The sequence below is a fragment of the Amycolatopsis keratiniphila subsp. keratiniphila genome (genome assembly GCF_001620365.2).
GTDB classification, from domain to species: Bacteria; Actinomycetota; Actinomycetes; order Mycobacteriales; family Pseudonocardiaceae; genus Amycolatopsis; species Amycolatopsis keratiniphila.
Genome location: NZ_LQMT02000010.1, coordinates 302,777 through 324,925, shown reverse-complemented (window position 1 = coordinate 324,925; position 22,149 = coordinate 302,777). Strand labels below are relative to the sequence as shown.

The following is a 22,149-nucleotide window of genomic DNA, read 5'->3' as shown; positions in this document are numbered from 1 at the left end:
ATGAGCATCCCCCAGGACCTGAAGTACACGAAGGAACACGAGTGGCTGAACGTCGCCGACGGCTTCGCCACCGTGGGCATCACCGCCTTCGCCGCCGAATCGCTCGGTGACATCGTGTTCGTCCAGCTCCCCTCGGTCGGCGACACCGTCACCGCGGGCGAGGTGTTCGGCGAGGTCGAGTCGACCAAATCGGTCAGCGAGCTGTACGCACCCGTGGACGGCGAGGTCGTCGAGGTGAACGAGGCCACAACGGACACCCCCGAGCTCATCAACTCGGACCCGTACGCCGAAGGATGGCTCCTGAAGGTGCGTCTGTCCGGCGACGTGCCGGCCCTGCTCGACGCCCAGGCGTACGCCGTCCTGACCCAGGAGAACTGACATGTTCAACGCTGCCCTGTCCGAAGTGGACCCCGAGGTCGCCACCGCCGTCGCGGCCGAACTCGACCGGCAGCAGTCGACCCTGGAGATGATCGCCTCCGAGAACTTCGCCCCGGTGGGCGTGCTCGAAGCGCAGGGTTCGGTGCTGACCAACAAGTACGCCGAGGGCTACCCCGGCCGCCGCTACTACGGCGGTTGTGAGCACGTCGACGTCATCGAGCAGCTGGCGATCGACCGCGCGAAGGCGCTCTTCGGCGCCGAACACGCCAACGTCCAGCCGCATTCGGGCGCGCAGGCCAACGCCGCCGCCATGGTCTCGGTGCTCAACCCCGGCGACACCATCCTCGGTCTCGACCTCGCCCACGGCGGGCACCTGACCCACGGGATGAAGATCAACTTCTCGGGCAAGCTCTACAACGTCGTCGCCTACCACGTCGACAAAGAGACCGGGATCGTCGACATCGAGGAGATCGAGCGCCTCGCCAAGGAGCACAAGCCGAAGCTGATCATCGCCGGCTGGTCGGCGTACCCGCGTCAGCTCGACTTCGCCGAGTTCCGCCGTATCGCCGACGAGGTCGGTGCGAAGGTCATGGTCGACATGGCGCACTTCGCCGGTCTGGTCGCGGCCGGGCTGCACCCGAGCCCGGTGCCCTACGCCGACATCGTCACCACGACCACGCACAAGACCCTCGGCGGCCCGCGCGGCGGCATCATCCTGTGCCGACAGGAACTCGCCAAGAAGATCAACTCGGCGGTGTTCCCCGGCCAGCAGGGCGGTCCGCTGGAGCACGTCATCGCCGCCAAGGCCGTCGCGCTCAAGATCGCCGCGAGCGAGGAGTTCCGCGAGCGCCAGCAGCGTGTGCTCGAAGGCGCGAAGATCCTGGCCGACCGCCTTTCGCGCACGGACTGCAGCGAGGCAGGCGTCCGCGTGCTGACCGGCGGCACCGACGTGCACCTGGTGCTCGTCGATCTGGTCAACTCCACTTTGGACGGTCAGCAGGCCGAGGACCGGCTGCACTCGGTCGGCATCACGGTCAACCGCAACGCCGTCCCGTTCGACCCGCGTCCGCCGATGGTCACCTCCGGCCTGCGGATCGGCACCCCGGCGCTGGCGACCCGCGGCTTCGGCGCCGAGGACTTCGCCGAGGTCGCCGACATCATCGCCGAGGCGCTGCGCCCGGACTTCGACGAGGATCTGCGTCAGTCGCTGTCCGCCCGGGTCGAGCTGCTGGCCAAGAAGCACCCGTTGTACGCGGACCTCAACCGATGAGCGCGCTCCCCGAGGGGCGCAAACTTCTCCGGCTGGAAGTCCGCAACGCGCAGACCCCGATCGAGAAGAAGCCGCCGTGGATCAAGACCCGGGCCCGGATGGGTCCGGAGTTCACGGAGCTCAAGGGACTGGTCAAGCGTGAAGGCCTCCACACCGTGTGTGAGGAGGCCGGTTGCCCCAACATCTACGAGTGCTGGGAAGACCGCGAGGCGACGTTCCTGATCGGTGGCGACCAGTGCACCCGCCGGTGTGACTTCTGCCAGATCGACACGGGCAAGCCGGAAGCGCTGGACCGGACCGAGCCGCGGAAGGTGGCGGAGTCGGTGCAGGCCATGGGCTTGCGCTACTCGACGGTGACCGGTGTCGCGCGTGACGACCTGGAGGACGGTGGCGCGTGGCTGTACGCGGAGACCGTTCGTCAGATCCACGCGCTGAACCCGGGTACCGGTGTGGAGCTGCTGATCCCGGACTTCAACGCGGATCCGGATCAGCTGGCCGAGGTGTTCGGTTCGCGGCCGGAGGTTCTGGCGCACAACGTGGAGACGGTGCCGCGGATCTTCAAGCGGATCCGGCCGGGTTTCCGCTATGCGCGGTCGCTGGAGGTCATCACGAAGGCTCGTGAGGCCGGTTTGGTGACGAAGTCGAACCTGATCCTCGGCATGGGCGAGACCCCCGAAGAGGTCGCGCCCGCGATGAAGGACCTGGTCGACGCGGGCTGCGAGATCCTCACGATCACCCAGTACCTGCGACCGTCGCCGAGGCATCATCCGGTGGACCGCTGGGTCAAGCCGGAGGAGTTCGTCGAGCATTCGAAGGCAGCCGAAGCGATGGGCTTCGCTGGTGTGATGGCCGGGCCGCTGGTCCGCTCGTCGTATCGGGCCGGTCGCCTTTTCGCCCAGACGAAGGCCCACCGCGGCGAAGCGCTGTCGGAGAATTTGGCCCATCTCGCCGCCGAAGGGCCCGCGGCCCAAGAGGCCAGCTCACTGCTGGCCAGATAGGAAGGAGGGCAGATCAATGGCGATCAGCGTCTTCGACCTGTTTTCGATCGGCATCGGCCCCTCCAGCTCCCACACGGTGGGCCCGATGCGCGCCGCACTGACCTTTGTGGACGGTCTGGCGGCCGACGGTGACCTCACCGCGACGGCACGCGTCCAGAGCGAGCTTTTCGGCTCGCTCGGCGCGACCGGGTTCGGGCACGGCAGCGACAAGGCCGTGCTGCTCGGGCTGTCCGGGGAGCGTCCGGAGGAGATCGACACCGACACCGTGCCCGGCAAGATCGCGGCGATCCGCGAATCGTGCCGGTTGAAGGTGCGCGGCGAGCACGAGATCGTGTTCACCGAGGACACCGACCTGACCATGCACCGGCGGAAGTCGTTGCCGGCACATCCGAACGGGATGATCTTCCGCGCGTTCGACGCCGACGGGAAGGTGCTGCGCGAGCGCACCTACTACTCCGTCGGCGGCGGGTTCGTCCGCGACGAGTCCTACGAGACCGACACCGTCGTCGTCGAGGACTCGACGAAGCTGGAGTTCCCGTTCCGCACCGGCGCGGATCTGCTGAAGCACTGCGAGGACACCGGGCTGTCCATCAGCGAGATCATGCTGCGCAACGAGCTTTCGTGGCGCACTCGCGAGGAGATCCGCGAAGGGCTGCTGGAGATCTGGCAGGTCATGGCGGAATGCGTGCGCAACGGCTGCGAGCACGAGGGCGTGCTTCCGGGAGGGCTGAAGGTTCCTCGGCGTGCGAAGGCGTTGCACGAGAAGCTGCTCGCCGAGGACGGCGTCGGCGACCCGCTGTACGCGATGGACTGGGTGAGCCTGTACGCGCTGGCGGTCAACGAGGAGAACGCCGCGGGCGGCCGCGTCGTCACCGCGCCGACCAACGGCGCCGCGGGGATCATCCCGGCCGTTCTGCACTACTACCAGCGGTTCATCCGGGGCTCGTCGGACGACGGCATCGTGACGTTCATGCTCACCGCGGGCGCGATCGGCTCGATCCTCAAGCAGACGGGCTCGATCTCGGGTGCCGAGGTCGGCTGCCAGGGTGAGGTCGGTTCGGCCAGTGCGATGGCCGCCGCCGGGCTCACCGAGGTCCTCGGCGGTTCACCCGCGCAGGTGGAGAACGCCGCCGAGATCGGGGTCGAGCACCACCTGGGGCTGACCTGCGACCCGGTCGGCGGGCTGGTGCAGATCCCGTGCATCGAGCGCAACGCCGTCGGCGCGTCGAAGGCGATCCACGCGGCGCGGATGGCGATGCGCGGCGACGGTTCGCACGTCGTGACGCTGGACAAGGCGATCAAGACGATGCGCGAGACCGGTGCCGACATGAGCGTGAAGTACAAGGAGACCGCTCGCGGCGGCCTCGCCGTGAACGTCATCGAATGCTGAGACGAATTGCGGGCCGCCTAAACTCGAAGAGTGGAGTCGAGCACGGTCGCGAACGCGGGTGACGCGCTGTTCCGCCCGGTGCGCGCGGGCAACGCCTTCGAGGAGACCGTCGAAAGGCTGCTCCAGGCGATCCGGCTGGGCGTGGTGGGCGCGGGGGAGCGGCTGCCCTCGGAGCGTGAGCTCGCCGAGCGGCTCGGGGTCAGCCGGGTGACGCTGCGCGAGGCCATCCGCGCGCTGTCCGACGCGGGGTACGTCGAATCGCGGCGCGGGCGGTACGGCGGCACGTTCGTCAACGACGTGCTGCCCGACCCGCCCGCCGCCGACGGCCGGAAGGTCGACAACGCCACGCTGGAGGACGCGCTCGGCCTCCGGCACGTCCTGGAGACCGGCGCCGCCGAGATGGCGGCCTCGCGTTCGCTCAGCCCGGCTGACCGGCAGCATCTGACCAGCACACTCGCCGAGGCCGCGGCGGCCGACGTCGGCGACTACCGGCGCAAGGATTCGCGGCTGCACCTGGCGATCGCCGAGGTCACGGCGTCCGGTTCGCTGACCACGGCGATGGCCGACGCACGGATGCGGGTGAACCAGCTGCTCGACATGATCCCGCTGCTCGAACCGAACCTGGAGCATTCCAACGCCCAGCACGAGGCCATCGTCGACGCGATCCTCGCCGGGGACTCCGAGGCGGCCCGCCGGGCGATGACGGAACACGTCGAAGGGACCGCTTCACTGCTTCGCGCGTTCCTCGCTTGAGGTCAGCAGCGCGTGCGCGAAATCGATGGCGTGCGGTGTATCCGGGAAGACCCGGCCCTCCGCGCGGAGCCGGTCCGCGACGCCGAGTTCGTCGAGCACCTTCTCGTGGCCGGGTTTGATGCCCGACACCAGGACCGTGATCCCGCGATGTTCGAGGCGTTCGATGGCGTCGCGCAGGACGAGGGCGCCGGTGGCGTCGATGGCCGACACCCGTGACATCCGGAGGATGACCACCCGGACGTCGGCCACCTCGGACAGCTCCAGCAGGAATTGGTGGGCCGCGGCGAAGACCAGCGGTCCGTCGAGCCGGAACGCGACGATGTGCTCGTCCAGCAGCGCCTGCTCCTCGGCCGCGTGATCGGCGTGGTCGAGCGCCACCTCTTCGATGCGAGCCGCCTTCGCGATCGCCCGCAGTGCCAGTGCGCCCGCCACGACGAGGCCGAGGATGACCGCGGTGACCAGGTCCAGGATCAGCGTCGCTGCCGCGGTGAGCACGAGGACCAGCGCGTCACGACGGGTGGAGCGCAGGAGCGCGCGGACCGAACCCGCCTCGACCATGCGGACGGCGGTGGCCAGCAGCACCCCGGCGAGTGCCGCGATCGGGATCGTGGCCACGAGCGGCGCCGCCGCGAAGACGATCACCGCCAGCACCATCGCGTGGGTGAACGAGGCCAGCCGCGACTTCGCCCCGGCACGGACGTTGACCGCGGTGCGCGCGATCGCCGCGGTGGCGGGGACGCCGCCGAACAGCGGGGTGACGAGATTCGCGAGGCCCTGCCCGAAGAGTTCCCGGTCCGGGTCGTGGCGTTCGTTGACGCTCATCGCGTCGGCGACCGTGGCCGAAAGGAGGCTTTCCAGCGCGGCCAGCGCCGCGACCGCGACGGCGGAGGGCGCCAGCGCGCCCAAGGTCGACAGATCCAGGAAGTCCAGCGAGGGCGCGGGAAGTCCGTTGGGCAGGGCGCCGATGCGGGCGACCGGCAGCTGCGCGAAGTGACTCACGAGGGTCGCGATGGCCACCGCGACCAGCGAGAACGGGATCGACGGTCGCCACCTCGCGCCGAGCAGCATGAGGGCGGCGACCCCGGCGGCGATCGCGATCGACGGCCAGGCCGGATGCCCGGCGAAATCGGCCACCGCCTTCGCCGCGACGACGGCCACTTTTTCGCCTTCCGGGGTGGCGACGCCGAGCGCGGCGGGAACCTGCTGCAGTGCGATCACCCCGGCGATGCCCAGCGTGAAGCCTTCGACCACCGGTGTCGGCACGTAGCGCATGTACCGGCCGGCGCGGGCGACCGCGAGCAGGAGCAGCAAGACCCCGGCGAGCAGACCCACCGTCAGCACGCCGCCCGCCCCGTGCGTGGCCGTGATCGGCACCAGTACCACGGTCATCGCGCCGGTCGGCCCGGACACCTGGAGATTGGAGCCGCCGAAGATCGCGGCCAGCGCGCCGGCGACGATCGCGGTGACCAAACCGGCTTCGGCCCCGAGGCCGGACGAGATGCCGAAGCCCAGCGCCAGCGGCAGGGCGACGATCGCGACGGTCAGGCCTGCCGTGAGGTCGTGCCGGGGAGCGCGTTTGAGCGTCCGCAGGTCTTCACGTCCGGGCAGGAGCGAGCGCAATTCCGAAAGTTTCAGACCCGCCACGCCGTCACTCCGCGTCGCGTAGCTGGGCGAGCAGGACGTTCTGGTCGGCCAGCAGCTCGGTGAGGATGCGCCGGGCCGCGCGCAGGAGCTCGACTACGTCGCCGCCGGCGAGCGCGTACACCACCGTCGAGCCCTCGCGGGTCGAAGTGACGATTCCCGACCGGCGCAGGACGGCCAGCTGCTGTGACAGGTTGGAGGCCTCGACCTCGATCTCGGCGAGCAGTTCGCGGACGGCTTTCGGGCCTTCGGCGAGCAGCTCCAGTACACGGATCCGGACCGGGTGGCCCAGCATGCGGAAGAACTCCGCCTTGGCCTGGTACAGGGGGACGGGCATCTGCGCACATTATCAAATGAAGAATTCTTCAAGTCGTGAACCGGTGGCCATTCGGTGACTTTCCCACAACCTTTTCACTCGTTCGGGCGTCTAACCTGGCGTGGAAAACCCGGATGAGGCAGACGCACCCGAGTCGGAGACCACGGCCACCCCGGAGCCGAAACGGAAGAAGCGCAGGTGGCGCAAGATCGCCGCCTGGACGCTCGGCCTGGTGATCGGCATCCCGGTCGTCGCGTTCGGGCTCGCGTACGTCCTGCTCGACGTCCGCAGCCCGCAAGAGGTCCTCGCCGACCTCGACAAGACCGTCGTCCTGCAGAACGCGGACGGTTCCGAACTGCTCAAGGTGGTCCCGCCCGGCGGCGACCGGCTGTTCGTACCCTACGACGCCGTCCCCGCGAAACTGCGCGACGCGATCGTCGCGACCGAGGACCCGACCTTCTGGGACAACGAGGGTTTCGATCTCACCGGGCTCGGCCGCGCGCTGGTGACCGGCGTCGGCGGCGGCTCGGGGATCACCCAGCAGTACATCAAGAAGTCCACCGGCAACGAGGACGCCACCCTCACCCGCAAGTTCTCCGAACTCGTGCTCGCCACGAAGATCACCCAGCAGCAGACGAAGAAGGAGATTTTCGAGAGCTACGTCAACATCATCTCGTTCGGTCGCGGCACCTACGGCCCGGCGTCGGCGATGAACGCCTACTTCGGCCGCAAGCTCGACGACTCGATGACCTGGAGCGAGGCGGCCTTCCTCGCGGGGATGATCCAGTCGCCTTCGGTACACGACCCGTACGCCTCCAGCCACGAGCACGCGATGAAACGCTGGTCCTATGTGATGAACAAACTGGTCGCGCGCGGCTACGTCAGCCAGGCCGAAGCGGTCACCATGACCTACCCGGAGGACGCGATCCAAGCGCCGTCCGAGACCAGGGCCGGCCGCGTGACCTACGAGCAGTACCACATCAAGCAGCAGGTCCTCGCCGAACTCGAGCAGGTCGGCTACCCGCTCGACCGGCTCCGCGGCGGCGCGATGAAGGTCGAGACGACCATCGATCCGCGTGCTCAGGCCGAAGCCGAGAAGGCGGTCAAGGAACGGTTGAAGGGGCAGCCGGAACACTTCCGCGCGTCGCTGGTCGCCGTCGAACCCGGGACCGGGGCCATCCGCGCCTACAACGGCGGCGGCTGGAGCGTGCACGACTACGCGGGCACCCCGTACGGCACCGGTTCGACGTTCCAGCCGTTCATCCTCGCCGCCGGGCTCGAACGGGGGGTGAACGTGGACGAACCGTTTAAGGCGCCCGCGTCGGTGGATTTCCTTGGCGAGACCTTCGAGTTCCAGGACCAGTGCGGCGAAACCGGGAAGTGCACGCTGCGCGAGGCGATGGGGCGAGGTGCTCAGGGCCCGTTCGTCGACCTGGCGAAGAAGCTCGGCGCCGAAGCGGTCCGGGAAGGCGCCCGTGCGGCCGGGATCCCCGAATCCGTCGACGGCGCGGTGACCCTGCGCGAGAAGGACGGGTTCCTGATCGGCCCGGGGATCGCGGTCGGCCGGTATCCCTTACGCCCCAGTGACATGGCCGGTGCCTACGCGACCTTCGCGGCCGGCGGCATGCGCGCCACACCGCATCTGGTGTCGAAGATCCGGGACGAGAACGGTGAAGTCGTATGGGAACGGCCGCCGGACAAGACGCCCGCGTTCCAGGGCGACGAGGCGGTGAGCCGCCGGATCGCGGGCACGATGAGCCAGGTGCTGGCCACCGGCCTGAAGGATCGTCCGGCGGCGCTGAAGACCGGCGACTTCCAGTTCGAAGAGACAGAAGACAACGCGGGCGGCTGGGCGGTCGGATACACGCCGCAGCTCGCGACCGCGGTCTGGGTCGGCTCCGACGAGCCGCGCCGGATGCGGGACGCCGCCGGGGAGAAACTGACCGGCCGGACGATCCCGGCCGACGTTTGGCAGCGCTTCATGAACGGTGTCCATCGAGGACAGCCGGCGCGGTGGCCGGACGGTTCCGAGCCGCGTCCCGCCACGACGGCGCCGCGGTGATGCTTCGGTCCAGTGGGTCGTGAGTGGCGATTCGTGTTCTAACCCGAAACGCCACTCACGACCCACTGGACCGAGGCGGTTCCGTCAGGGCTTCACGAGCACGACGGTCAGCCCGTCGTAACCCTTGCTGCCGACCGTCTGGATCGCCGTCGCGTCGACGCGGGGTTCGGCGGCGATCATCTCGTGCAGCCGCCTGATGCCCTGGATGTTCGGGTCTTCGCTGGCGGCGTCGGTCACCGCGCCGCCGCGGACGACGTTGTCGACCACGATCACGCCGCCGGGCCGGACGAGCTTCAGCGACGCCTCGAAGTAGGCCGGGTTGTTGACCTTGTCGGCGTCGATGAACGCCAGGTCGATCGGGCCCTCGACCGACGGCAGCAGGTCCAGCGCCTTGCCGACGCGGACGTCGACCAGGCCGCCGAGCCCGGCCGCGTCGATGTTCCCGCGCGCGACCTCGGCGTGCTTCGGGTCGTATTCGAGCGTGACGAGTCTGCCCTGCGGCGGCAGGGCGCGGGCGAGCCAGATCGTGCTGTACCCGCCGAGCGTGCCGATCTCCAGGATGGACCGGGCGCCGATCATCCTCGCCATCAGGTTGAGCAGTTTGCCCTGGTTCGGCGCGACGGCGATCGACGGCAGCCCGGCCTCGTCCGACGTCTTCCGCGCGCCTTCGAGGGCGGGATCGGACGGGACGAGCACCCCGGACAGATAGTCGTCCACTTCGGACCACAGTTGCTGTGACATGGCACCTCCGCCGCCAACCTACTCCGAGGCGATCAGGCGGCGCGGCGTCCGGCTTTCGGGATCACCAGCGGGGTGCCGGTCTCCGGGCACGGCATGACCCGGCAGGGCAGCTCGAAGATCTTCTCGACGTTGGCGGCGGTCACGACCTCTTCGGGCGCGCCGGTCGCGAGGACCTCTCCGCCGCGCATCGCGATCATGTGTGTCGCGTAGCGGGCAGCGTGGTTGAGGTCGTGCAGCACCGCGACCAGCGTCCGGCCCTGTTTCTGGTGCAGTTCCGCGCACAGGTCGAGGATGTCCATCTGGTGCGCGATGTCCAGATAGGTCGTCGGCTCGTCGAGCAGCAGGAGGTCGGTCTCCTGCGCCAGCGCCATCGCCATCCACACACGCTGCCGCTGACCACCCGACAGCTCGTCGACCAGCCGCTCGGCGAGATCGTCGACACCGGTGGCGCGCATGGACTCCGCGACCACGGTGGCGTCCTCACGGGACCACTGGCGCAGCAGGCGCTGATGCGGGTACCGGCCGCGCGCGACGAGGTCCGCGACGGTGATGCCGTCGGGCGCGATCGAGCTCTGCGGCAGCAGGCCGAGCCGCCGGGCGACCTCCTTGGCGGGGAAGGAGCTGATCACCTGCCCGTCGAGGAAAACCGAACCCTTGCGCGGTTTGAGCATCCGCGCCAGCGCGCGCAGCAGGGTGGTCTTGCCGCAGGCGTTCGGCCCGACGATGACGGTGAACGACCGGTCGGGGATGACCACCCCGAGGTCTTCGGCCACGGTCCGGCCGTCGTAGGCGAGCGTCAGCGCGTCCGCGTGCAGACGGGACGTCGTGCTCTGCTCGGTGAGGGTTTCCACGGTCTCCACGCAGGTTAGGCTAACCTAGGAGTCCGCCGTTGTGGTGTTCCGTAGGTCGCAGTCGGCTCACGACGTGCTTCGATGGCATCATCCCCAGTGCAATCGCGTGAATGCACTCGGTGCGATCGAAGGACGGCATGGAGGATTACCGGATAGTCGCGGACGAGATCTCCGCCGACGTCGAGGCGGGCAGGCTCCGGCCCGGGGACAGGCTGCCCCCGCAGCGGCGCTTCGCCCGGGAGCGCGGGATCGCGAACTCGACCGCCGCGAGGGTCTACGGCGAACTCGTCCGGCGCGGTGTCGTGGTCGGCGAGGTCGGCCGGGGGACGTTCGTCCGCGCCGCGCGGCCGCCGCTGGAGACCGCGCTCGCCGAACCGGGCGGCGCGACGGTCGACCTCGAACTCAACTTCGCCGTCCTCCCGGAACAGTCGGCGCTGGTCGGGAAGGCGCTGGAGCCGCTCCTGCGCGAAGACGTCCTGACGGCGGCGTTGAGCCCGGGAAGCGTCTCGGGCTCGAAGCAGGCGCGTGACGCCGTCGCCGGACTGATCGCGAAGGAGGGTTGGACGCCGGAGATCCTCTTCGCCGGAAGCGGGCGCCAGGCCATCGCGGCCGCCATCGCCGCCTTCGTGCCGATGGGGGAACGGCTCGCCGTCGAAGCCATCACCTACCCCGTGGTCAAGGCGCTCGCCGGGCGGCTCGGCGTCCAGTTGGTCCCCATCGAGACCGACGACATGGGGCTCATTCCCGAAGCGCTCGAAGCCGCGTCCGTCCGCGCGCTGTACGTCCAGCCGACGTTGCACAACCCGCTCGGGTCCACAATGGACGATGCGCGTCGCGTCGAGCTGGCCGAAACCGTGCGCCGGATGGACATCCCGGTGATCGAGGACGGGATCTACACCTTCCTGCGGCCCGACGTCCGCCCGTTCGCGACGTACGCGCCGGAACGCACGGTGTTCGCCGACAGCATGTCCAAACGGCTCGCGCCGGGGCTGACCACCGGCTTCCTCGCCGTCCCGGCGGCTTGGACGGAACGGCTCGCCGCGGCCGTGCGCTCGGGCGGCTGGGTCGCGCCCCGGCTCGCCGTCGAAGCGGCCACCCGGTGGATCACCGGCGGCACGCTGGAAACCGTCGAACGGGCGAAACGGCTCGACGCCGCGGAACGCCAGCGGGTGACATCGGAACGCCTGGCCGGGTTCACCCTGCGCGCCGACCCGCGGGCGTATCACTGCTGGTGGGAGCTCCCGGAACACTGGCGCGCCGAGACCTTCGTCGCCGCCGCCGCGCGACGCGGTATCGCGGTCACCCCGGCGGCCGCGTTCGCCGTCGTCCCCGGGCACGCCCCGAACGCGGTGCGGCTCGCCGTCTCGTCGCCGCCGCTCGAAACGCTCGCGGCCGCTTTGGACGTCCTCGCCGGACTCGCCTCCGGCCGCCCCGAGGACGCCGGCGTCGAGTGACCTCCCCGCATTCAGAGGACGAAATGCGTCAGGGGCGGGGAGCCCACTTGCCGATGAAGCTGCCGCAGGTGACGGTCTGCCCGGTGAGCCGCGACCGCAGCGCGTTCTCCAGCCCGAGGTAGTCGAAGATCGGGGCGTCCCCGGCGACTTGCGCGGGTACCGGCCCGCCCTTGGCCAGCGCGGGCATGCTCACGGTCTGGAACAGCACCAGGTAGTCGCCGTCGCGGTTGAGCCCGTCGGCCGTCGCGAGCATGCGTTCCGGGGCGTCGGCGACGATCTCCAGCGGCAGCGGCCATTCCAGCGGGAACGGGTTGCGCAGGCCGAAGGCGGGATAGGCGAACGGGTTGTCGGGCAGGACGGCCGTGCGCCCGGCGGGGAAACGCGTGACGCAGTCCTGGATCTGGGAGATGTAGGCGTAGGTGCCCGGGTTCGTCCGGATGCCGCGCATCGACGGCGTCACCGTGCCGAGGTCGCCCGTCAGCTTCTCGTGCGCCATGTCGAGGTACGCGGCTTCGTCGTGATGCGCGACCACGGCCCAGCCCGACGCCAGCACCGCGACCAGGCCCATCGCCGTGGCACCCGCCAGCCCGATCGGACGAGGCGGCTCCGGCAGCGGCGGCAGCGCGTCCGCGAGCAGCAGGATCGCCGTCAGCGCCAGTGTCCCGGTGAACAACGTCGGGGTGTCGTTGCCCCACGACAGGCTGGTCATGAAGCCGGTCGCGAAGACCAGCGCCCCCATTCTCGGGAAGCGCCGCGTCGCCGCCCAGTTCACCAGGAGCGCGACGCCGAGGATCCACCAGAGCACGTCCGCCCAGCGAGACGCGCCGGTGAAATGCCCGTCGACGACGGTGCCGACCACCACCGCCACCCCCGCCAGGAGCAGCAGCCGGGCGACGAGCGCCCCGGCGAAACCGGCGCGGTCGCGGAAGATCCCCAGCAGGGCCAGGAACACCCCGGCGATCAGGAAGAAGGTCAAGCCCCGCACGGGCGGCCGCAGCAGGGACGCGGGATTTTCCAGCCACAGCCCGAGAAGCCGCTCGCCATACGCGGGCAGACCGCCGGTGAGCTGCTCGGCCATCGCGCCGAGCCCGCCGTCGAGGGTGACGATTCCGACGTAGAAGACCAGGAAAGCGCCCAGCGCCAGCAGATCCCAGGCCAGCCGCCCCCACCAGCGGCCGGTGCGGAACGCTCCTTCGCGCAGTGACGGGTGCAGCAGCAGCCAGCACAGCGCGATCAGCGGCACCGGCGCGAAACTCTGCTTGACGAACACCGAGGTGCCCAGCAGCACCAGACCCAGCCGTCGTGGCCACGCCTTGCCGTTGCGCAGCCCCGAATCCAGTGCCCAGGCGCCGCACGCGGTCAGGAAGATCCCGTCGATCGTGTGCCACGCCATCAGCGGGAACGCGTTGAGGTTCAGCAGCGACGCGGCCGCCGTCAGCCCGGTGAGCCCAGGCCCCCAGTCACGGACGCGGCGGCGGGTGACCAGGACCGCGAACGCGATGGTCGCCAGGATGATCTCCAGCATGCTGAGCACGCTGGAGACGAAGAACAGCGGCCCCGGCACCACGAAATCGACGATGTGCAGGTACGCCGAACCCAGTGGCCGTGCGGAGATGATGTCGGAATGCGGCACCTCCCCGTGCCGCACCCGCCAGGCCTGGGCGAGGATGAAACCCTGGTCCGACGGGTGGAAACCGAAGCGCCCTACCCGGAGTTCGGTGGCGACGGCGAGCGCGAGCACCCAGGCCGCGTGCAGGGAAAGCCGCAGCACTGTCCTGGACGGACGTACCACCTCCGCGTCCGGTCCGGTCGACAGCGGGGGACTGGCGACGTCCACACTGCCCCTTCCCGGTCGTCCCTACTCGGCCCGTGCCCGCCGACCCCACGGCGTATCGGAAACCGATGGTAGCGGCCGGGGGCGTCCCCCGATCGAGCCCCGGGCGGGACGTCAGTGTCTATAGGTGAACCCGCGTCCGCGATCGACGTCGACAGGGCGCGACCTGGCCTTCCTGGTCGCGAAGGTGGTCAAGGGCGCCCTGCCACCGCGATAGCGGGGCCTTCGGCCGGGCGGGTTCACGCGTATGGTCACTTTCCGGGGAAAACCTCAGCTCCGCCCACAGGCTCTCAGGGACGACGGCGCCAGACCAGCCGGGTGACCGCGCCCGCCACCGAGGCGAGCGGGGCCTTCCGGGGCAGGCCACGGGATTCCGGCGCGGACTCGGGCATCGCGCGGTAGACGAGGTGGGCGAAGAACCGGGCGGTCTTCGGTGCGACGAGCGTCACCAGTTCGGCGGCCGTGCCCTCCGGAAGGTTCAGGATCTCCGGCCGTTTCTCCAACGCCTTCACCACGAGGGCGGCGGCGCGTTCGGGCGAGCTCGACGGCATGCCGCGATAGGAGCCGGTCGGGGCGATCATGTCGGTGCGCACCAGCGGCATCCGGACCGAGGTGAAGGTGACGCCGTCGGAAAGCGTTTCCCGCCCGGCGGTCAGCCCGAACTCCTCCAGCGCGGCCTTCGAGGCCAGGTAAGCGGAAAACCGCGGGGTGTCGGTCTGGAGTCCTTGGGTGGTCACGTTGACGACGTGGCCGAAGCCGCGCGCGGTCATCGACGGCAGCAGGCCCAGCGTCAGCCGCACGGGGCCGAAGTAGTTGATCGCCATCGTGCGCTCGAAGTCGTGGAACCGTTCGGTGGACAGCGAAAGCGACCGCCGGATCGAGCGGCCCGCGTTGTTGACCAGCATGTCGACGGCGCCGTGCGCGGCGAGCACGTCCTTGACCAGAGCGTCGACGGCCCCGCCGTCGGTGAGGTCGCACGGATACGCCGACGCCTTGCCGCCCGCCGCGACGATCTGCTCGCGGACCTCTTCGAGTTCGTCGGCACGCCTGGCCACGAGGATCACTTCGCCGCCCTTCGCGGCGACGGCCAGCGCGGACGCGCGCCCGATACCCGAGGACGCGCCGGTGATGAGGACCTTGCGGCCGTCGAGCGGTTCCGGCCCGGGACGGCGGCGGCCGCGGTCGGGATCCAGGTGCGCGAGCCAGTACCGGTAGAGCGGGCCGGCGTACTCCTTCAACGGGGGCAAGGTGATCCCGCTGCCTTCGAGCGCGGCCGTGGTGGCGCTCGTGTCGAAGTCGACCTCCATGCTCAGATGCGGCAGGACTTCGAGCGGGATGCCGAGCTCCGCCAGCACCGCCGCGCGGGCCGACCGCCCGCCGGGGACCCGGTCGAATCCGGCGGCCGCGGATTTCGCCAGCCGGGTGCCGGCCCGCTTGAGCGCCCCGGACGGCCGGGAGGGGAGGACGGCGGAGATCTTCGGCCCGCCCGCGGCCCGCGCGAAGGCGTTGTAAACCTCGTGCAGCGGCTGGGGACGGGGCGACGCGAGGTGATACGTGCTGCCGCTGGGCGCGTCGACGTGCATGAGGTGTTCCATCGCTTCGACGACGTAGTCGACCGGAACGAGGTTCGTGGCGCCGAGATCCGGGGCGGCCAGCGGAAGACGGCGAGGCAGCGCGGCGAGCCGCGAGATCGCGGGGAGGAAGTAGTACGGACCGTCGATCTTGTCCATCTCACCGGTACGCGAATCACCGGCCACGGCGGACGGCCGGTACACGCGGAACGGCGTTTTCCCGTGCCTGCGCACGAGTTTCTCCGCCTCGAACTTCGTCGCGTGGTACGGCGACGCGAAACTCTGGCCGAGGTCGAAGTCGGCCTCGGTGAACCGCCCGGCGTACTGCCCGGCGACCGCGATCGACGAGACGTGGTGGAAGAGCCCGGCCTTCGCGGCGGCGGCGAACTCCAGGACGTTGCGGGTGCCGTCGACGTTGGCCGCGCGGTTCGCCGCTTCGTCAGCGGTGAGGTCGTAGATCGCGCCGAGATGCACGACGTGGTCGAGGGGTCCCACGCGGGCGGGATCGATGCCCAGCGAGGGTTCGGTCAGATCGCCGGTGACGGGAACGAGCTTCTCGTGGCTCGGGAGCTTCCCGCGTGAGGTTTCCCTCACGAGTACGTGGACGGCTACGGTCTCGGGTCGCCGTAGTAGGCGCGCGACCAGGCGTTTGCCCAGAAAACCCGTCGCGCCCGTCACGAAGTAGGTGGTCATGGCCGGCTCCTTCCGAACGGGGCCGACTCTACCTACTCAGAAGTAGGAACGGTAGTTGTCACTCACTGTGGTCCGGATTTTCGGCCACCGCGACCACGGCGTCGCGGAGCGCGGCGCGCAGGCGCCCCACGTCCAGCGGCCCGAGTACGGCGGCCTCTCCGGGCGGCGCCACGAGCACGATCTTGTCGCTGCTCACGAACACCGTCACGTCCCTGCGCCTGCCCGCGAGATCCCGGCAGCCGACCGACCATTCGTCCCGGGGTGCCAACGTCCTCATCCTCCCGTATCCCATGATCTCCCTTTCTCGTCCGAGGCTGGGACGAGGCGCTTTCGGGGGCGTGACGCCGGTTACCCCACATTCCTACTGATGGGTTAACCGATACCGCGTTTCGTGATCGACTTCCGCTTTCGCTAGGCCGGACGGGGAGAGACGGGAGTAGCGTCCGGGGGAGGGACTGCTTGGGAGGTCATGGATGTCCGAACCCAGGAAGATCGTCATCGTCGGCGCCGGTCTCGCCGGGGCGACGGCCGCCGGAGCGCTGCGAGAACGCGGCTACGAGGGTGGGATCGTGCTCCTCGGCACCGACACGCATCGCCCGTACGAATTACCGCCCTTGTCCAAGGGACTTCTGCTGGGCAAGGCCGATGAACCCGACTGGGTGCACGACGAGGGTTTCTACGGCGAAAAGGACATCGCGTTCCGGAACGGCGTGACCGCGACCAAGATCGAGCTCGGCGCGCGGCTCGTGCACGACGACGCGGGCGGCGAACACCGCTTCGACCGGCTCGTGCTCGCGACCGGCTCCCGGCCGCGGTCGTTGCCGGTGCCCGGCGGGGATCTGCCGGGACTGCGGACCCTGCGCACCCTCGACGACGCGCTGGCGCTGCGCTCGGCGTTCGAGGACGCGCGGCGGGTGGTGATCGTCGGCGCGGGCTGGATCGGGACCGAGGCCGCGGCGGCCGCCAGGGAACACGGCGCCGAGGTGACCGTGGTCGACCAGGTCGGCTCGCCGTTGCTCGCCGTACTGGGCGAGCAGGTGTCCGGCGTCTTCAAGGACCTCCACACCCAGCACGGGGTGAACTGGCGGCTGGGTGAAGGCGTCGCAGGCTTCACCGGTGACGCCGATGGGGTGACCGGTGTCCGCCTTCGGAGTGGTGACGAGCTTCCCTCCGACGTCGTGCTGGTGGCCGTCGGCGCCGCGCCGCGGGTCGACCTCGCGCACGCCGCCGGGCTGGAACTGTCCGACGACGGCGGTGTCTGCGCCGACGCCGGCCTGCGGACGGCCGCGCCCGACGTCTACGCGATCGGTGACATCGCCGCGCATTTCCATCCGCGCTACGGAAAACGCGTCCGCGTCGAGCACTGGTCGAACGCGAAGTGGCAGGGCGAGCACGTCGCGGGAAACCTGCTTGGGGAGAACGAGCCGTATCTGCGGAGCCCGTATTTCTTCTCGGACCAGTACGACCTCGGATGCGAGTACCGCGGTCTCGCCGATCCCGAGACCGACGAACTCGTGGTGCGGGGCGATCTCGCGGCGCGGGACTTTACCGCGTTCTGGCTGCGGGATGGGCAGGTGGCCGCCGCGATGAACGTCAACCAGTGGGATGACGGGGACGCCTTGAAGGCCCTGGTCGAGGGACGCTCGGCGGTGACCGCGGAGCAGCTGAGGACCGCTGACCTCACTTCGCTCGTCTGACGGTGTGGTGCCCCGGATGTCATGAAAGGGTCGTTCAGGACGAAAAACGTCTTGAACGACCCTTTCATGACATCCGGGGCAGGGGGTCAGGCCTCCTGGGCGACGGCCGCGAGAGGCACCGAAGCCCGCGAAGGCCGCGTCATGGTCCCGAAGGCCAGCAGCGCGAGCACACCGAAGCCCGCCATCACGATCCCCATCGGGACCGCGGTGCCCGGACCGCCCAGCCCGACCAGCGGCGTCGCCAGCCCGCCGACGACGAACTGCAGCACACCCAGCAGCGCCGACGCCGAACCGGCGGACCGCGCCTGTTCGGCGAGCGCCAGCGAACTCGCATTCGGCGCCACCATGCCGATACTCGACACCAGGATGAACAGCGGGATCAGCAGCCCGATCAGCCCGAGGTCCAGCACCGTCGCGGCCAGCACGCCGAAACCGGCCACCGCCGCGATGACCAGGCCGACGGTCAGCAGCGTCCGTTCCGGGAAACGTCCTACGATGCGCCCGTTCAGCTGCCCGACGGCCACGATGCCGATGCCGTTGAGCCCGAACACCAGGCTGTACGCCTGCGGGCTGAGCCCGTAGACGCCCTGCAGCGCGAAGGACGAGCCGGAGATGTAGGCGAACAGGCTGCCGAACATGAGCCCCGAGGCCAGCGCGTAGCCGAGGAAGCCACGATCGCGGAGCAGGCTCGCGTACTTCCGCAGCACCGAGCCGAATCGCGCGGGCGTGCGGCGCTCCTCGGGCAGGGGCTCCGGCAGCAGGAAGAAGACGACGGCGAGCAGGAGTCCGCCGAACACGGTCAGGCAGACGAACACGCCGCGCCACGACGTCCAGTTCAGGATCTGGCCGCCGATGATCGGCGCCAGGATCGGGGCGAGCCCGTTGACCAGCATGAGCAGCGAGAAGAACTTCGTCATCGCGGTACCGGAGTAGAGGTCGCGCACGGTCGCCCTGGCGATCACGATGCCCGCCGCGGCGCCGAAGGCCTGCACGCCGCGCGCGGCGATGAGCAGCTCGGCGGTCGGGGCGACGGCGCACAGGATCGAGCCGACCATGTAGAGCGCGAGCCCGGCCACGAGCGGTTTGCGGCGGCCGATCGCGTCGGACAGCGGTCCGAGGATCAGCTGGCCGATGGCGAGCCCGATGATGAACGCGCTGAGCGTGAGCTGCACGGTCGCGTCCGCCGCGCGCAGTTCGCCCGCCATCTGCGGCAGCGCGGGCAGGTACATGTCGATGGACAGGGGCCCGAAGGCGGACAGGCCGCCGAGGATCAGGACGAACCGGGCGCGTCCGGTCGGGATAGGGCGCGCGACGGTTTCTTCCACTCGCTCGGGCGCGATGGTCATGCTCTTCCTTTCCCCAGCCAAGGTTCCGCGAGGAACAACTTGCTTAGAGTAGGTAACTATTCCCCCTGTGAGTCTCGCCACCCCGACTTCGCAAGACTGATCCGATCAATATTCGAGACAAATCCGAGTGGCCCCTAGATCTCGTCGGAGGTCGTCGGGTATACATCGGATGTCTGTTCGTTGCTGTGGGAGCCGTTGATTGTTGACGGTTCGGCTGGAAGGGAAAATCCGTGCAGCTGTTGCGACTCGGGGAGCCGGGAAGTGAGCGTCCGTTCGTACGTGCCGGGGACGGCACGCTGCGCGACCTCTCGGCGCTGACCGCCGACATCGATGGCAGCTTCTTCGCGGGCGACGGCGTCGCCAGGGTCGCGGCCGCGCTGGCCGCCGGCGAGCTGCCCGAAGCCGGGCCCGAATTCACCTCGGCCAGGGTGGGCTCGCCGATCGCGCGGCCGGGCAAGGTCGTCTGCATCGGGCTCAACTACCGGCAGCACGCCGAGGAGTCCGGCGCCGAGGTCCCGACCGAACCCGTCGTGTTCATGAAGGCCCCCGACGTCGTCGTCGGCCCGGAGGACGACGTGCTCGTGCCGCGCGGCTCGACCAAGACCGACTGGGAGGTCGAGCTCGGCGTCGTCATCGGCAAGACCGCGCGCTACCTCGAAAGCACCGAAGAGGCCCTGGAGTACGTCGCCGGCTACACCGTCTCGAACGACGTGTCCGAGCGCGAATTCCAGCTCGAACGCGGCGGCACCTGGGACAAGGGCAAATCGTGCGAGAACTTCAACCCGCTCGGCCCGTGGCTGGTCACCGCCGACGAGGTGGCCGACCCGCAGGACCTGGGCCTGCGGTTGTGGGTCAACGGTGAGAAGAAGCAGGACTCCTCGACCAAGGACATGATCTTCACGGTCGCCGAGATCGTGCACTACGTGAGCCAGTACATGGTGCTGCGCCCCGGGGACCTCATCAACACCGGCACCCCGCAGGGAGTCGCGCTCGGCCGGCCCGAGCCCAAGCCGTACCTGACCGAGGGTGACGTCATCGAGCTCGAAATCGACGGCCTCGGCCGCCAGCGTCAGAACGTCAGGCAGGCGTGATGGCGAAGATCGTGGGCATGGAGGTGCTCGACGTCCGCTTCCCGACTTCGCGGGAGCTGGACGGTTCGGACGCCATGAACCCGGACCCGGACTACTCGGCCGCGTACGTCGTGCTGCACACCGACGGCGGCCCGGACGGCTACGGGCTCGCGTTCACCATCGGACGCGGCAACGACGTCCAGGCCGCGGCGATCCGCGCGCTGGAACCGCACGTCGTCGGCAGGGACGTGCCCACCGACGCGGCCGGGCTCGGTGACCTGTCGCGGGCACTGGTCGGCGACTCGCAACTGCGCTGGCTCGGCCCGGAAAAGGGTGTCGCGCACATGGCGATCGGCGCGGTGGTCAACGCCGCCTGGGATCTCGCCGCGCGGATCGCCGGGCTCCCCGTCTGGCGGTTCGCCGCCGGGATGTCGCCGGAGGAACTGGTCTCCCTCGTCGACTTCCGGTATCTCTCCGACGCGCTGACCGAGCAGGAGGCGCTCGACATCCTCCGCGCCGCCGAGCCCGGCCGCGCCGAACGGATCGCCAAGATCGAGCGCGACGGCTATCGCGCGTACAGCACGTCCCCGGGCTGGCTCGGCTACTCGGACGCGAAACTGGTCCGGCTCGCCGAACAGGCGGTGGCGGACGGCTTCGAGATGATCAAACTGAAGGTCGGCGGGAATCTCGAGGACGACGTCCGGCGGATGAAGCTCGCCCGCGAGACCGTCGGCCCGGACATCCGGGTCGCCGTCGACGCGAACCAGCGCTGGGACGTCTCCACCGCGATCACCTGGATGACCGCACTGGCGCCGTACGACCCGTATTGGATCGAGGAACCCACCTCACCGGACGACGTGCTCGGGCACGCCGCGATCGCCAAGGCGCTCGCCCCGATCCGGGTGGCCACCGGCGAGCACGTCCAGAACCGCGTGGTGTTCAAGCAGTTGCTGCAGGCCGGCGCGATCTCGGTGCTGCAACTCGACGCCGCCAGGGTCGGCGGGTTCAACGAGAACCTGGCGATCCTGTTGCTGGCGGCCAAATTCGGGGTCCCGGTCTGCCCGCACGCCGGCGGGGTCGGGCTGTGCGAACTCGTCCGGCACCTGTCGATGTTCGATTTCGTGGCGGTGTCCGGCTCCGACGCCGACCGGTCCATCGAATGGGTCGACCACCTCCACGAGCATTTCACCGATCCGGCCGCCGTCGTCGACGGCCGCTACGTCGCCCCGTCCGCGCCGGGTTTCTCGGCCCGGATGCACGACGCGACCTTGCGCCGGTTCACCTTCCCCGACGGTCCAGAGTGGACGGAGACAAACCAGTGAGTGAGTTCGAAGGCCTCGTCGCCGCCGTCACCGGCGGTGCCTCGGGAATCGGCAGGGCCACCGCCGACCTGCTCGCCGCGCGCGGGGCGAAGGTCGCGGTGCTCGACCTGAATCCCGGCGACCTTCCCGAAGGGCTCACCGGATTCCGCTGTGACGTCGGCTCCGACAAGGAGGTCCGTTCGGCGATCGACGCGGTCGCCGAGCGGTTCGGCAGGCTCGACGTCCTGGTCAACAACGCGGGTATCGGCGCGCAGGGCGACGTCACCGCCAACGGCGACGACGAATGGCACCGCGTCCTCGACATCAACGTCGTCGGCATGGTGCGGCTCGCGCGGTCGGCGTTGCCGCATCTGAAGAACTCGCCGTCGGCCGCGATCGTCAACACCTGTTCGATCGCCGCGTGGGCGGGCCTGCCCAACCGCGCGCTGTACTCGGCCAGCAAGGGCGCGGTGCTCTCGCTGACCCTGGCGATGGCGACCGACCACCTCGCCGACCGGATCCGCGTCAACTGCGTCTGCCCGGGCACCGCGGACACCCCGTGGGTCGGCAGGCTGCTCGACGCCGCGGGCGATCCGGAGGCCGAACGCGCCGCGCTGGCGGCCCGTCAGCCGATGGGCAGGCTGGTCACCGCGGACGAGGTCGCGAACGCGGTGGTGTACCTCGCCAGCCCGCTGTCGGCTTCGACCACCGGCACGGCGCTCGCCGTCGACGGAGGGATGTACGGGCTGCGTCCGCGCGGCCCGGTCCACCACCAGTAGTTTC

Annotated in this window: 19 protein-coding genes; 11 read left to right on the top strand and 8 right to left on the bottom strand. The window is 69.7% G+C overall.

The window, feature by feature from the left end:
• From gcvH to AVR91_RS09750, 5 genes are read left to right on the top strand one after another with little or no spacing between them, the layout of a single operon-like run.
• Complete coding sequence (gene gcvH / locus AVR91_RS09770; RefSeq protein ID WP_063274980.1) at window positions 1-378, top strand: glycine cleavage system protein GcvH; 378 nt, start codon at window positions 1-3, stop codon at window positions 376-378.
• A gap of 1 nt (window position 379) precedes the next feature.
• On the top strand, window positions 380-1,648 hold the full coding sequence (gene glyA, locus AVR91_RS09765; RefSeq protein ID WP_063274979.1) for a serine hydroxymethyltransferase: 1,269 nt from the start codon (window positions 380-382) through the stop codon (window positions 1,646-1,648).
• On the top strand, window positions 1,645-2,646 hold the full coding sequence (gene lipA, locus AVR91_RS09760) for a lipoyl synthase (RefSeq protein ID WP_016336367.1): 1,002 nt from the start codon (window positions 1,645-1,647) through the stop codon (window positions 2,644-2,646). Before glyA ends, lipA begins: the two co-directional genes overlap by 4 nt.
• Before the next feature lie 16 nt (window positions 2,647-2,662).
• Window positions 2,663-4,036 carry an L-serine ammonia-lyase gene (locus AVR91_RS09755; RefSeq protein ID WP_016336366.1) on the top strand — a complete coding sequence of 458 codons (1,374 nt, stop codon included), beginning with the start codon at window positions 2,663-2,665 and terminating at the stop codon, window positions 4,034-4,036.
• A 30-nt stretch (window positions 4,037-4,066) separates the two neighbouring features.
• The gene (locus AVR91_RS09750; protein WP_016336365.1) at window positions 4,067-4,789 is read left to right on the top strand and encodes a FadR/GntR family transcriptional regulator; all 723 of its coding nucleotides are present in this window, start codon (window positions 4,067-4,069) and stop codon (window positions 4,787-4,789) included.
• Here the strand turns inward: AVR91_RS09750 and AVR91_RS09745 are convergent.
• Both AVR91_RS09745 and AVR91_RS09740 read right to left on the bottom strand, forming a co-directional pair.
• Window positions 4,763-6,433: a SulP family inorganic anion transporter gene (locus AVR91_RS09745; RefSeq protein WP_063274978.1), complete on the bottom strand. Its 1,671-nt coding sequence runs from the start codon at window positions 6,431-6,433 to the stop codon at window positions 4,763-4,765. The genes AVR91_RS09750 and AVR91_RS09745 overlap by 27 nt on opposite strands.
• Before the next feature lie 4 nt (window positions 6,434-6,437).
• Entirely contained in the window at window positions 6,438-6,767 is a 330-nt protein-coding gene (locus AVR91_RS09740; protein ID WP_038509627.1) for an ArsR/SmtB family transcription factor, read from the bottom strand.
• Between the two features lie 100 nt (window positions 6,768-6,867).
• On the opposite strand from AVR91_RS09740, the gene AVR91_RS09735 reads away from it, so the two are divergent.
• Window positions 6,868-8,808, top strand: a complete 1,941-nt coding sequence (locus tag AVR91_RS09735; RefSeq protein WP_063274977.1) for a transglycosylase domain-containing protein — start codon at window positions 6,868-6,870, stop codon at window positions 8,806-8,808.
• Between the two features lie 84 nt (window positions 8,809-8,892).
• Here AVR91_RS09735 and AVR91_RS09730 read toward each other — a convergent pair whose 3' ends face one another.
• Together AVR91_RS09730 and AVR91_RS09725 are read right to left on the bottom strand one after the other, a co-directional pair.
• Complete coding sequence (locus tag AVR91_RS09730) at window positions 8,893-9,549, bottom strand: O-methyltransferase (RefSeq protein ID WP_063274976.1); 657 nt, start codon at window positions 9,547-9,549, stop codon at window positions 8,893-8,895.
• 32 nt (window positions 9,550-9,581) lie between these two features.
• Window positions 9,582-10,409 carry an ABC transporter ATP-binding protein gene (locus AVR91_RS09725; protein ID WP_038509632.1) on the bottom strand — a complete coding sequence of 276 codons (828 nt, stop codon included), beginning with the start codon at window positions 10,407-10,409 and terminating at the stop codon, window positions 9,582-9,584.
• Between the two features lie 128 nt (window positions 10,410-10,537).
• Between AVR91_RS09725 and AVR91_RS09720 the strand changes: the two genes are divergently transcribed.
• Complete coding sequence (locus AVR91_RS09720) at window positions 10,538-11,854, top strand: aminotransferase-like domain-containing protein (RefSeq protein ID WP_063274975.1); 1,317 nt, start codon at window positions 10,538-10,540, stop codon at window positions 11,852-11,854.
• Between the two features lie 28 nt (window positions 11,855-11,882).
• Here AVR91_RS09720 and AVR91_RS09715 read toward each other — a convergent pair whose 3' ends face one another.
• The 3 genes from AVR91_RS09715 to AVR91_RS09705 form a co-directional block, all read right to left on the bottom strand.
• Window positions 11,883-13,691 (bottom strand): hypothetical protein, encoded by a 1,809-nt coding sequence (locus tag AVR91_RS09715; RefSeq protein ID WP_063274974.1) that lies wholly within the window; start codon window positions 13,689-13,691, stop codon window positions 11,883-11,885.
• 287 nt (window positions 13,692-13,978) lie between these two features.
• A complete protein-coding gene (locus tag AVR91_RS09710) occupies window positions 13,979-15,952 on the bottom strand; it encodes an SDR family oxidoreductase (protein WP_063274973.1) in 1,974 nt (657 codons plus the stop codon).
• A 58-nt stretch (window positions 15,953-16,010) separates the two neighbouring features.
• On the bottom strand, window positions 16,011-16,229 hold the full coding sequence (locus AVR91_RS09705) for a hypothetical protein (protein ID WP_083715358.1): 219 nt from the start codon (window positions 16,227-16,229) through the stop codon (window positions 16,011-16,013).
• 196 nt (window positions 16,230-16,425) lie between these two features.
• Here AVR91_RS09705 and AVR91_RS09700 point away from each other — a divergent pair, with 196 nt between their 5' ends.
• Entirely contained in the window at window positions 16,426-17,649 is a 1,224-nt protein-coding gene (locus tag AVR91_RS09700; protein WP_063274971.1) for an NAD(P)/FAD-dependent oxidoreductase, read from the top strand.
• Window positions 17,650-17,735: 86 nt separating this feature from the next.
• Here the strand turns inward: AVR91_RS09700 and AVR91_RS09695 are convergent, their stop codons facing one another.
• The gene (locus AVR91_RS09695; RefSeq protein ID WP_063274970.1) at window positions 17,736-18,995 is read right to left on the bottom strand and encodes a Bcr/CflA family multidrug efflux MFS transporter; all 1,260 of its coding nucleotides are present in this window, start codon (window positions 18,993-18,995) and stop codon (window positions 17,736-17,738) included.
• 230 nt (window positions 18,996-19,225) lie between these two features.
• On the opposite strand from AVR91_RS09695, the gene AVR91_RS09690 reads away from it, so the two are divergent.
• The 3 genes from AVR91_RS09690 to AVR91_RS09680 are packed head-to-tail and all read left to right on the top strand — an operon-like array spanning window position 19,226 to window position 22,145.
• Window positions 19,226-20,086 (top strand): fumarylacetoacetate hydrolase family protein, encoded by an 861-nt coding sequence (locus AVR91_RS09690; protein WP_063274969.1) that lies wholly within the window; start codon window positions 19,226-19,228, stop codon window positions 20,084-20,086.
• On the top strand, window positions 20,086-21,387 hold the full coding sequence (locus AVR91_RS09685; RefSeq protein WP_063274968.1) for an enolase C-terminal domain-like protein: 1,302 nt from the start codon (window positions 20,086-20,088) through the stop codon (window positions 21,385-21,387). The genes AVR91_RS09690 and AVR91_RS09685 overlap by 1 nt, the downstream gene beginning before the upstream one ends.
• Window positions 21,384-22,145, top strand: a complete 762-nt coding sequence (locus AVR91_RS09680) for an SDR family NAD(P)-dependent oxidoreductase (protein ID WP_063274967.1) — start codon at window positions 21,384-21,386, stop codon at window positions 22,143-22,145. Before AVR91_RS09685 ends, AVR91_RS09680 begins: the two co-directional genes overlap by 4 nt.
• Window positions 22,146-22,149: the final 4 nt, after the last annotated feature.

What these genes read in the sequence shown, in the direction of transcription:
- AVR91_RS09740 (WP_038509627.1), bottom strand. Translation starts at nt 6,767, where the DNA reads ATGCCCGTCCCCCTGTACCAGGCCAAGGCGGAGTTCTTCCGCATGCTG.
- glyA (WP_063274979.1), top strand. Translation starts at nt 380, where the DNA reads ATGTTCAACGCTGCCCTGTCCGAAGTGGACCCCGAGGTCGCCACCGCC.
- AVR91_RS09695 (WP_063274970.1), bottom strand. Translation starts at nt 18,995, where the DNA reads ATGACCATCGCGCCCGAGCGAGTGGAAGAAACCGTCGCGCGCCCTATC.
- gcvH (WP_063274980.1), top strand. Translation starts at nt 1, where the DNA reads ATGAGCATCCCCCAGGACCTGAAGTACACGAAGGAACACGAGTGGCTG.
- AVR91_RS09710 (WP_063274973.1), bottom strand. Translation starts at nt 15,952, where the DNA reads ATGACCACCTACTTCGTGACGGGCGCGACGGGTTTTCTGGGCAAACGC.
- AVR91_RS09730 (WP_063274976.1), bottom strand. Translation starts at nt 9,549, where the DNA reads ATGTCACAGCAACTGTGGTCCGAAGTGGACGACTATCTGTCCGGGGTG.
- AVR91_RS09700 (WP_063274971.1), top strand. Translation starts at nt 16,426, where the DNA reads ATGTCCGAACCCAGGAAGATCGTCATCGTCGGCGCCGGTCTCGCCGGG.
- lipA (WP_016336367.1), top strand. Translation starts at nt 1,645, where the DNA reads ATGAGCGCGCTCCCCGAGGGGCGCAAACTTCTCCGGCTGGAAGTCCGC.
- AVR91_RS09755 (WP_016336366.1), top strand. Translation starts at nt 2,663, where the DNA reads ATGGCGATCAGCGTCTTCGACCTGTTTTCGATCGGCATCGGCCCCTCC.
- AVR91_RS09705 (WP_083715358.1), bottom strand. Translation starts at nt 16,229, where the DNA reads ATGAGGACGTTGGCACCCCGGGACGAATGGTCGGTCGGCTGCCGGGAT.
- AVR91_RS09720 (WP_063274975.1), top strand. Translation starts at nt 10,538, where the DNA reads ATGGAGGATTACCGGATAGTCGCGGACGAGATCTCCGCCGACGTCGAG.
- AVR91_RS09685 (WP_063274968.1), top strand. Translation starts at nt 20,086, where the DNA reads ATGGCGAAGATCGTGGGCATGGAGGTGCTCGACGTCCGCTTCCCGACT.